Raw genomic sequence first — 10,127 nt, 5'->3', positions numbered from 1 at the left:
TAAATTCAAGGCGTTGCATAGGTCGGGTCTCAGTCCAGGGCATAGTGAGTCTCCTCTTCTATGCCAGTTATAACTGTTACCCATGTATCCGGTCTAAAGTGTTACCCATGTTTCCGGTTCATACCCTTCGCTTACCCGGCCTACAAAACCCACACAACCGTAGGCCGGATAAGCGCAGCGCCATCCGGCAGAATCTGCGGGTTTACTCCGGCTTAAACTCCACACGTTTCTTCGAAATCAAACCGTGCCCGTTCTGGCAGAAATAATCCACCGCGCCGCAGGCTTTCAACACCTGCAGCGGCTGATGGCAATCGGGGCATAGCGCTTGCAGCGCGATATCTTTATCGCACGTTTCGCAGTGCGCCATTCCGTTGACGGGTTCCAGCTCTGCATGGCAATCCGGACAGATAACAGACATCGTGACTCCTTAAAAAGGTTTTGAGTTATTTTACCACGCCGCTCAGTGCGGGCCACGCAGCTGCTGCTGTAATTGCAGTAGCAATTCGACCTCTTCCAGCCGACGCTGAGTGGTGAGACTCACCTCCTCTGGCGCGCACTCGTACAGGCTTTTCTCGCCCAGAATATGCTCTGCCAGACAGTGCGCGTAGATGGCGCCTGGACGCGTCCAGCGCTGCACGTTTTCATCCTCAATCAACTCAATCACATCCTCAGCGCCGCGCCTGTCATGGCTAATGATTCGACCATCGCGCAAATGCAGCCGGATCCCTTTTTGTCCGCCAGCGGGTCCGGCGTACTTATTGAGCCAGATATCGACCGGAATACCGCTCACGGTCCCACGAAGATGCGCTTCGCCTTCCGCGGTGTGCAGATCGCCTTTGGCTATCGGGCGGCCAAGCCTGTCTTTTGCCGAGATTAACTGCAACGACAATTCACCACCTCCCCCCAGACCACGCAGGGTATCGCGCATCATCGCCAGAACGTGAGTGCCAATATCAATAATCACCCCATCAGGATGACTAAGCTGACGGGTATCCGGCTGGCCCGTAGCAAAGTTCAGCGCGATTGGCTCGCCCGCCGCGTTGAAACCGCTTGGCTCCTGCAGAAAGCCCTCGATTTTGACGATCTCATCAAGTTGGCCCTGCGCGACCTGTATAGCCCCCGTGCGCGCCATCCAGTGATCGAGCGCCATCACGCGAGACGCGACCCCAGGTTCTGCGAGCAGCGCTTTAAGTCTTTTGATTTGCGCCAGCGTAGCTACTACCGGTTTTTCCACCACGATACGTTGAACTGGCGAGGCTAAGGCTTGCTCCAGCGCGTCGAGGTGATGCAGTGACGAGGTGGTGATAAACAGAGTATCCAGCGGCGTCGCCAGCAGTTGTTCCAGAGTCTGGCAGCGCGTCACGCCTTCCAGCTCGCGCTCAGGGCGAAGATCATAGCCCAGGCAGCTGACTGTATGACCAAAAATCTGGCGTAACGCCGGTAAGTAGGCCGTCTCCACCACGGCGCCAAGCCCAATAAAACCTAACCGCATGTTTCACTCCACACTTAACTTGTCGGGAGACAAAAGACAAAAAACCCGACGGAGTCGGGTTTTGGATTTCGCAATTACTTGCCTTTCTTGATGTGCTTGATCAAACGCTTACGTTTACGCATCTGGTTCGGCGTCAGGGTGTTACGTTTGTTGGCAAACGGGTTATCCCCTTCCTTGAACTGGATGCGGATAGGCGTGCCCATCACGTCCAGCGATTTACGGAAGTAGTTCATCAGATAGCGTTTATAGGAATCCGGCAGGTCTTTCACCTGGTTACCGTGAATCACCACGATTGGAGGGTTGTAACCACCTGCGTGAGCATATTTCAGCTTCACGCGACGGCCACGCACCAGCGGCGGCTGATGGTCTTCTGCTGCCATGGTCATAATACGGGTCAGCATCGCGGTGCTTACACGACGAGTGGAGCTGTCGTAGGCTTCGCGAACGGATTCGAACAGATTGCCCACGCCGCTGCCGTGCAGCGCAGAGATGAAGTGCACGCGTGCGAAGTCGATGAAGCCCAGACGGAAGTCCAGCATCTCTTTAACTTGCTCACGCACTTCGTTGCTCAGACCGTCCCATTTGTTGACGACGATAACAAGTGAGCGCCCACTATTGAGGATAAAGCCCAGCAGGGACAGGTCCTGATCGGAGATACCTTCGCGCGCGTCGATGACCAGCATGACCACGTTGGCATCTTCAATCGCCTGCAGGGTTTTGATAACGGAGAATTTTTCCACCACATCGGTGATTTTCCCGCGCTTACGCACCCCGGCGGTATCGATCAGCACGTATTCGCGCTCATCGCGTTCCATCGGGATGTAGATGCTGTCACGGGTGGTGCCCGGCATGTCATAGACCACAACGCGGTCTTCGCCGAGAATACGGTTAGTCAGTGTGGACTTACCGACGTTAGGGCGACCGACGATAGCGAGTTTGATAGGCAGATCCTGCGGATTGAAATCATCCTCAGGCTCTTCTTCTGCGCCCTCTTGATCGGCTTCGAACTGTGCCCAGTATTCGGCATCTTCGTCCACTTCTTCCGGCGGGTTCACTTCGTCAACCCACGGCAGCAGAACGGTTTCGAGCAGGCTGGTGACGCCGCGGCCATGAGACGCAGCAATCGGATAGATTTCACCCAGGCCCAGGGCCCAGAAATCCGCGACCGCCTGATCGGCATCGATGCCGTCAGTTTTGTTCGCCACCAGGAAGGTAGGTTTTTCGCGGGAGCGCAGGTGTTTGGCGATAGCCGTATCGGCAGGCATCAGGCCCGCACGTGCGTCTACCATGAACAGAACAATGTCCGCCTCTTCAATCGCCAGCAGAGATTGCTCTGCCATGCGCGTTTCCACACCGTCTTCTGTACCGTCGATACCACCGGTATCGATACAGATAAACTCGCGACCTTCCACTTCAGCACGACCGTACTTACGGTCACGAGTCAGCCCCGGGAAATCCGCCACCAGCGCATCACGGGTGCGTGTTAAACGGTTAAAAAGAGTGGATTTTCCAACGTTCGGGCGCCCGACAAGCGCGACCACAGGTACCATGTTTGAAGCCTCATAAAATTCAAATAAACGTCGCAGTTGCGGCGTTTTTATAAAAGTCAAAACGGCCCCTGAGTTAACAGGAGCCGTTTATTATACTACAAACGAGACGATTAACGCGTGATCGCGTAGAGCGTACCGTCTTTTGCCTGAATCAGCAGTTTGCCGTCAGCCACAACCGGATCGGTCAGGAAACCGGAGCTGTCGACTTTTTCCTGCGCCACGAAGCGGCCCGTTTCCGGATCGATCCAGTGCATATAACCTTCGCTATCACCAACAACCAGGCTGCCATTGTACAGCGCAGGCGCGGTCAGCAGACGGTGCAGCAGATCGCTTTGCGTCCACAGCGTCACACCGCCATCGGTGTTCAGTGCCAGCAGGCGGTCGTTTTGGTCAACCAGGTAGATACGGTTGCCATCGACGATGAAATCGTTCACTGAACCCAGCTCACGTTTCCACATGACCTGACCACTGCGCAGATCCAGCGCCGTCAGGTTGCCGTTGTAGGCCAGGGCATAAACCACGTTGTCGACGATAACTGGTGTGGTATCCACATCGCTCAGACGGTCGATTTCAGTCGGACCGGTTGCCTGAGAGATACGCTGCTGCCAGATCATCTGACCCTGCTGCATCAGCACGGCGCTCACGCGACCGTTGTCACCACCGACGATGGCTGCACCAAAGGCGGTAGCCGGTGCCGATTCGCCGCGCAGAGACAGGGCTGGCATGTCCAGGTTCACGGTCCATTTCACCGCACCGTCAGCTTCGTTCAGCGCCTGCAGCTGGCCGTTGCTGGTATGAATCAGCACCACGCCGTCGCTAACAACCGGACGAGACAGGGCTTCACCCGCTACGCGAGTCTGCCATGCGATAGAACCATCGCTGGTGTTCAGCGCATAAACCTGCGCTTTTTCGCTACCGATATAAACATGGCCACCGGAAACGGTCACGCCACCCGAGAGCAGCGCCGGAGTACGGGAGAACCAACCGTCTTTCTCGGCCAGATTCACAGACCAGACTTCTTTGCCGTCGTCCGCGTTAAACGCGCGCACGGTGCCTTTGCGGTCAGCCGCATAGACCACGCTATCGGCAAACGCCGGATGCAGGTTGGAATAGAAATCACCAATACCGCTACCTACGGAAGAACTCCACGCGGTAGACGGGGTAAACTGGTTTTCAACCGTCGGCAGCGGGGACATTTTGACAACATCTTCTTCGCCACTGAACAGTGAACAGCCACTCAATAACGTAACGGAAAGCAGTCCTGGCAGAAGTAATTTACGCAATTGCATCGGGTCCCTCTCAGACGGACAAATTATTTATTTTCATCTGCATCATTTCGCTCAGTGCAGGAGAGGCGTTACTTTTCACACCCGCTTCCCACGCGCTGCGCGCGCCTTGTTTGTCGCCTTTGCTCAGCAGAGCTTCACCGCGCAGGTCAGCAACAATCGCTGCAAAACCTTCGCCTTTCACGGTGTCGAGCGTTTTCAGCGCGTCGTCGGCTTTATTCTGCTGAACCTGAATACGGGCGAGGCGTAAATTAATGACCGCTTTCAGATTATCGTCGCTGGCCGCAGCCAGTCCCTGATTCAGCTGAGCCACCGCTTTATCCAGTTCGTTTTTATCCACAAACTGCTGAGCCACTTCCAGCGCAGCCAGTGCACCGTAGGTGTTTTTGTTGTCAGCTGCAAATTTCTCTGCGGCAGCCAGCGTTTGTGGCTGATCGGCGCGAATGGCGCTCACAGTATTTTCATACGACAGGGAAGATTCGCGCGCGGAATCAGCCTGATGGCTGTTCCAGTAACGCCAGCCCATCAGCGCACCGACACCCAAAATCACACCAACCACCAGAGCTTTGCCATTTTCGGCAAAGAAGCGCTTAATCGCATCAACCTGGTCGTTTTCGTTCTCGTACATTTCCACGCTGTTCTTCCTCTTACCAAGTCAAAGCGCGCAAGTGCGCAGCAACGCTGTCCTGCGTTACGGTTGTTTGCTCACCAGAGCGCAGATCTTTCACCACTACTTCGCCAGCAGCCACTTCGGACTCGCCCAGCACCAGTGCGATAGTTGCGCCCCACTTGTCGGCACGGGCAAACTGCTTTTTGAAGTTGCCACCACCGTGGTTGGTCATCAGCTTAACGCCCGGCAGCGCATCGCGCAGACGTTCGGCAAACTGCATTGCTGCAGACTGCGTATCCGCGCCTGAAGCCACCAGGTATATATCGACAACAGATTCTGCTTTAAATTCCGGATTAACTGCCTGAACCAGCAAAACAAGTCGCTCAAGACCCATCGCGAAGCCGACCGCAGGGGCAGCACGACCACCGAGCTGTTCAACCAGACCGTCATAACGACCGCCTGCACAGACAGTACCCTGCGATCCGAGGCTGGTGGTGACCCACTCAAACACCGTGCGGTTGTAGTAATCCAGACCACGCACCAGACGCTGGTTCACGGTGTAGGCAATACCTGCATCTTCCAGCAGTTTGCACAGGCCAGCGAAATGCTCGCGGGAATCTTCATCCAGATAGTCACCCAGCGCCGGGGCATCGTTCAGCAGGGCCTGCACTTCCGGGTTCTTGGAATCCAGAACACGCAGCGGGTTGCTGTACATGCGGCGCTGACAGTCTTCATCCAGCTTATCTTTGTGCTGTTCCAGGAACGAGACGAGCGCATCACGGTAGTTCGCACGCGCTTCGAGGGAACCGATAGAGTTCAGCTCCAGCGCAACGTGCTGGGAGATCCCCAGCTCACGCCACCAGCGCGCGGTGAGCATGATGAGCTCGGCGTCAATGTCTGGCCCTTGCAGACCAAAGACTTCAACACCCAGCTGATTAAACTGACGGTAGCGGCCTTTTTGCGGACGTTCGTGGCGGAACATCGGGCCGATATACCACAGGCGCTGCTCCTGATTGTACAGGAGACCATGTTCGATGCCGGCGCGTACGCAGCCCGCTGTACCTTCCGGGCGCAGAGTCAGGCTATCGCCGTTTCGGTCCTCAAAGGTATACATCTCTTTTTCAACGACGTCGGTCACTTCGCCGATCGCACGTTTAAATAACGGGGTCTGCTCTACAATCGGCAAACGGATTTCGCTGTAACCGTAGCTGCCGAGCACCTGTTTCAGTGTGCCTTCAATGCGCTGCCAGATGGCGGTTTCGCCAGGCAGATAATCGTTCATGCCGCGGATGGCTTGAATGTTTTTTGCCACGTTTATTCTCTTTCTATATACAAAAAAGAACCCGAAGATTCATTAATCCAGGGTTCAATCATACATGGGAAGCCTTTGGCTTCCCATCACGTTATTTTTCAACTTGCTGAATGCTGATGCGCTGGGCTTCATCCAGCATCGTCGCTTTCGCGCGGATGCGGGCTTCCAGCTGATCGATCATGTCGTTGTTGTCCAGACGATCTTTACGCACACCATCTTCATAAAGGCCGCTTTTCTTGTTGCCGCCGGTCACGCCGAGCGTTGACACCAGCGCTTCACCCGGACCATTCACGACACAGCCGATAATGGAGACATCCATCGGCGTGATCAGATCTTCCAGACGTTGCTCCAGAGCGTTGACCGTACCAATCACGTCAAACTCCTGACGCGAACAGGTTGGACACGCAATGAAGTTGATCCCGCGCGCGCGAATGCGCAGGGATTTCAGAATGTCGAAACCGACTTTGATCTCTTCAACCGGATCCGCCGCCAGGGAAACACGCAGGGTATCGCCGATCCCTTCAGAAAGCAGCAGACCAAGGCCGATCGCCGATTTCACGGAGCCACTGCGCAACCCGCCCGCTTCGGTGATCCCGAGGTGCAGAGGTTGCTCGATCTGCTTCGCCAGCAGACGATAAGATTCCACGGCCAGGAACACATCGGAGGCTTTCACGCTGACTTTGAACTGATCGAAATTCAGACGATCGAGGTGATCCACATGACGCATCGCGGATTCGAGGAGCGCCTGCGGCGTCGGTTCGCCGTATTTTTCCTGCAGATCTTTTTCCAGCGATCCGGCGTTGACGCCGATGCGGATAGGGATATTTTTGTCGCGAGCACAGTCAACAACGGAGCGGATGCGCTCTTCGCTGCCAATGTTACCTGGGTTGATACGCAGACAATCCACACCATATTCCGCGACTTTCAGCGCGATTCGGTAATCGAAGTGGATATCGGCAACCAGCGGAACGTTGACCTGCTGTTTGATGAGTTTGAACGCCTCAGCGGCATCCATGGTGGGCACAGAGACGCGGACGATATCCGCGCCAACGCGCTCTAATGCTTTGATTTGATTGACCGTCGCCTCAACATCCGTGGTACGGGTGTTGGTCATCGACTGGACGGCAATGGGTGCACCATCACCAATCGGCACATTCCCAACGTAAATCCGTTTAGATTTTCTACGTTGAATCGGAGCCTGGTTATGCATGAATTGTCTCCCGCGTTACTCGCCTGTTACTGTGCTGCAGATTGTTCGGCATTAACGGTAAGACGCGCAACCTGGTTAGTTCTGATAAAACGGCTCAGATCGACAGGTTTTCCTTGATACTGGATCTGTACCGCTGCCGGAGCACCGATTTTAAGCTTATACGGCGCCTGACCCGTTAGATTTAATGTGCCATCTTTACGCTGCAGGCCGCTGAACAGCTTTTTGCCTGTCGCGTCAGTCACTTCCAGCCAGCAGTCGGCAGAGAAGTTCATCACCAGCGCGTTTGGATCGGCTGCAGTGGTGCCCGCGACGCCCGCCTGGTCAGTCGGCAGGGGTTGAGCGGTGTTAGCCGTAGCAGCTGGTGTGGTCGTTGCCGCTGGAGCGGTGTCCACATTCGCCTGAGAAGGCGCAACCACGGCGTTTTGCGCCGCCGTTTGATCCGGAGTCGTCACCGGCGCTGGCGTTTGGGTAGGTTCAACAGCCTGAGAATCGGTAGCCGCTGTTTGCGGCTCGCCAGAGGTAGCGCTGCTGTCGGTGTTTAACGGCACGCTTTGCGCGCCGTCGTTACCGGAATTGTTAAGCTCTGCAGATGACTGATCGGCCATGGTGGTGATCTCTTCCTGCTGCGCTTTGTGGTTTTGCCACCACCATGCGCCCGTCAGACCAATCACCACAAACAGCACCAGCCAGGTAAAACTCATCAGCCAGCCATCACGTTTTTTACGACGTTTGCCCAGAGAGAAGGTCTGCATCGGCGCGACTTTCGCCGCACGTACCGGTGCCTGTTTTTCCATCATTGGCAACAGTTCTTCTTCAGGGATATGCACCAGTTTTGCATAAGAGCGGATGTAACCACGCAGAAACGTTGAAGCGAGATCGGCCGGAGCCTTATCTTCTTCAATATCGCGAACCGTGGAAACCTTCAGGCATAAGCGTTCTGCAACAGCTTGCTGGCTGAGTCCGAGTTGTTCACGGGCGTTGCGAAGACGAACGCCGGTGGAGAGTGCTTCATTTTGGTCGTGAGTGGCTTCAGTATTCATTCGCTACAACTACTTACTGGTACGTGTAAATTAGGGTTCAGGCGCCGGTGAGTCACAATGCCACCCGCACCGCGAAACTTCTGGTCATTTAACCTTAGACAGACAGTTAGTATAAGACGGTCCGGCCTTAGTTGACAGTGAAGCGCTTCTCATGAGGCTAAACTGTTGTTGCGACGTTACATACTGCCTTAAAGTCGTCTGAAACGCACCGTAATTATTCAGCAATCACAATCTGGCTGACTGAATATTCAGTAAGCTAATGCGTCACGGCGTAAATCTGCACCGTGACGCATAATAATCACACAGCTTTGACGTCAATCGCCTCACCCTGCATGCGCTTACGCAGCGTACGCTTGGTGCGGTCAATCACATCGCCGGCCAGCTGACCGCAAGCGGCATCGATATCATCACCACGGGTTTTACGCACGATGGTGGTGAAACCGTACTCCATCAGAACCTTGGAGAAACGGTCGATACGGCTATTGGAGCTGCGACCATATGGCGCACCCGGGAACGGGTTCCATGGGATCAGGTTAATCTTGCACGGTGTGTCTTTCAGCAGTTCAGCCAGCTGATGCGCATGATCGGTTTCGTCATTCACATGATCCAGCATCACGTACTCGATAGTCACGCGGCCCTGATTGGCGTTGGACTTCTCGAGGTAGCGACGCACGCCCGCGAGGAAGGTTTCGATATTGTACTTTTTGTTGATCGGTACAATTTCGTCACGAATTTCGTCGTTCGGCGCATGCAAGGAGATTGCCAGCGCTACGTCAATCATGTCACCCAGTTTATCCAGCGCTGGCACAACGCCAGAGGTGGAGAGGGTCACGCGACGTTTGGACAGGCCAAAACCGAAGTCATCGAGCATGATTTCCATCGCCGGAACGACGTTAGTCAGGTTCAGCAGCGGCTCGCCCATGCCCATCATCACCACGTTGGTGATTGGACGCGTACCGGTCACTTTTGCCGCACCGACGATTTTCGCCGCGCGCCACACCTGGCCGATAATTTCAGACACGCGCAGGTTACGGTTGAAGCCCTGCTGCGCCGTTGAGCAGAATTTACACTCCAGCGCACAGCCAACCTGAGAGGAGACGCACAGCGTGGCGCGGTCTTCTTCGGGGATGTACACCGTCTCAACGCGCTGATCGCCTACCGCAATCGCCCATTTGATCGTGCCGTCCGAAGAGCGCTGCTCTTCCACCACTTCCGGTGCGCGGATTTCAGCCACTTCTTTCAGTTTGGTGCGCAGCACTTTGTTGATGTCCGTCATGTCATCAAAGTTGTCGCTGCAATAGTGGTACATCCATTTCATCACCTGGTCGGCACGAAACGGCTTCTCGCCCATCTCTTTGAAAAACTCGCGCATCTGCTGACGGTTCAGATCCAGCAGGTTAATTTTTCCATTTTTAGTAGGAACCGCGGCAATGGCGACTTCAGAGGTGTTAACTAGTTCAGACATAATATTTTCCGGCCTCGTTGTTACACGTTATGGCCCGTGGAGGGTTGAAAAGAAACGCCCCGGTAGGCGGTCTGCTTTTCCGGGGCGTTGCATTGTACAAAGTCTGGCGCAGGGATGCCACGTTTGCACGCGGCATTTACGAAATTTATACCCTTCCCTGAG

At 55.0% G+C, this 10,127-nt stretch carries 9 protein-coding genes; all 9 read right to left on the bottom strand.

Annotated elements, in window-relative coordinates:
- Window positions 1–202 precede the first annotated feature (202 nt).
- The 9 genes from QQF33_RS22155 to QQF33_RS22115 all read right to left on the bottom strand — a co-directional run bounded on the left by QQF33_RS22155 (window position 203) and on the right by QQF33_RS22115 (window position 9,965).
- Window positions 203–418 (bottom strand): zinc ribbon domain-containing protein, encoded by a 216-nt coding sequence (locus QQF33_RS22155; RefSeq protein WP_285158607.1) that lies wholly within the window; start codon window positions 416–418, stop codon window positions 203–205.
- A gap of 42 nt (window positions 419–460) precedes the next feature.
- Window positions 461–1,492, bottom strand: a complete 1,032-nt coding sequence (locus QQF33_RS22150) for a Gfo/Idh/MocA family oxidoreductase (protein ID WP_285158606.1) — start codon at window positions 1,490–1,492, stop codon at window positions 461–463.
- A gap of 74 nt (window positions 1,493–1,566) precedes the next feature.
- A complete protein-coding gene (gene der / locus QQF33_RS22145; protein WP_100780837.1) occupies window positions 1,567–3,042 on the bottom strand; it encodes a ribosome biogenesis GTPase Der in 1,476 nt (491 codons plus the stop codon).
- 110 nt (window positions 3,043–3,152) lie between these two features.
- Window positions 3,153–4,331, bottom strand: a complete 1,179-nt coding sequence (gene bamB, locus QQF33_RS22140) for an outer membrane protein assembly factor BamB (RefSeq protein ID WP_285146871.1) — start codon at window positions 4,329–4,331, stop codon at window positions 3,153–3,155.
- Window positions 4,332–4,341: 10 nt separating this feature from the next.
- Window positions 4,342–4,962 carry a YfgM family protein gene (locus tag QQF33_RS22135; protein WP_285146872.1) on the bottom strand — a complete coding sequence of 207 codons (621 nt, stop codon included), beginning with the start codon at window positions 4,960–4,962 and terminating at the stop codon, window positions 4,342–4,344.
- Between the two features lie 13 nt (window positions 4,963–4,975).
- On the bottom strand, window positions 4,976–6,250 hold the full coding sequence (hisS, locus tag QQF33_RS22130; protein ID WP_285158605.1) for a histidine--tRNA ligase: 1,275 nt from the start codon (window positions 6,248–6,250) through the stop codon (window positions 4,976–4,978).
- 91 nt (window positions 6,251–6,341) lie between these two features.
- On the bottom strand, window positions 6,342–7,460 hold the full coding sequence (gene ispG, locus QQF33_RS22125) for a flavodoxin-dependent (E)-4-hydroxy-3-methylbut-2-enyl-diphosphate synthase (RefSeq protein WP_282495511.1): 1,119 nt from the start codon (window positions 7,458–7,460) through the stop codon (window positions 6,342–6,344).
- 26 nt (window positions 7,461–7,486) lie between these two features.
- Entirely contained in the window at window positions 7,487–8,500 is a 1,014-nt protein-coding gene (rodZ, locus tag QQF33_RS22120) for a cytoskeleton protein RodZ (RefSeq protein WP_285158604.1), read from the bottom strand.
- 298 nt (window positions 8,501–8,798) lie between these two features.
- Window positions 8,799–9,965: a bifunctional tRNA (adenosine(37)-C2)-methyltransferase TrmG/ribosomal RNA large subunit methyltransferase RlmN gene (locus QQF33_RS22115; protein WP_282495513.1), complete on the bottom strand. Its 1,167-nt coding sequence runs from the start codon at window positions 9,963–9,965 to the stop codon at window positions 8,799–8,801.
- Window positions 9,966–10,127 lie beyond the last annotated feature (162 nt).

Origin of the sequence: Lelliottia wanjuensis, assembly GCF_030238365.1 — a bacterium.
GTDB lineage: Bacteria > Pseudomonadota > Gammaproteobacteria > Enterobacterales > Enterobacteriaceae > Enterobacter > Enterobacter wanjuensis.
The sequence above is the reverse complement of the archived record's forward strand: the minus strand, read 5'-3'. Positions and strand labels throughout refer to the sequence as shown.

What these genes read in the sequence shown, in the direction of transcription:
- QQF33_RS22155 (WP_285158607.1), bottom strand. Translation starts at nt 418, where the DNA reads ATGTCTGTTATCTGTCCGGATTGCCATGCAGAGCTGGAACCCGTCAAC.
- QQF33_RS22150 (WP_285158606.1), bottom strand. Translation starts at nt 1,492, where the DNA reads ATGCGGTTAGGTTTTATTGGGCTTGGCGCCGTGGTGGAGACGGCCTAC.
- der (WP_100780837.1), bottom strand. Translation starts at nt 3,042, where the DNA reads ATGGTACCTGTGGTCGCGCTTGTCGGGCGCCCGAACGTTGGAAAATCC.
- bamB (WP_285146871.1), bottom strand. Translation starts at nt 4,331, where the DNA reads ATGCAATTGCGTAAATTACTTCTGCCAGGACTGCTTTCCGTTACGTTA.
- ispG (WP_282495511.1), bottom strand. Translation starts at nt 7,460, where the DNA reads ATGCATAACCAGGCTCCGATTCAACGTAGAAAATCTAAACGGATTTAC.
- rodZ (WP_285158604.1), bottom strand. Translation starts at nt 8,500, where the DNA reads ATGAATACTGAAGCCACTCACGACCAAAATGAAGCACTCTCCACCGGC.
- QQF33_RS22115 (WP_282495513.1), bottom strand. Translation starts at nt 9,965, where the DNA reads ATGTCTGAACTAGTTAACACCTCTGAAGTCGCCATTGCCGCGGTTCCT.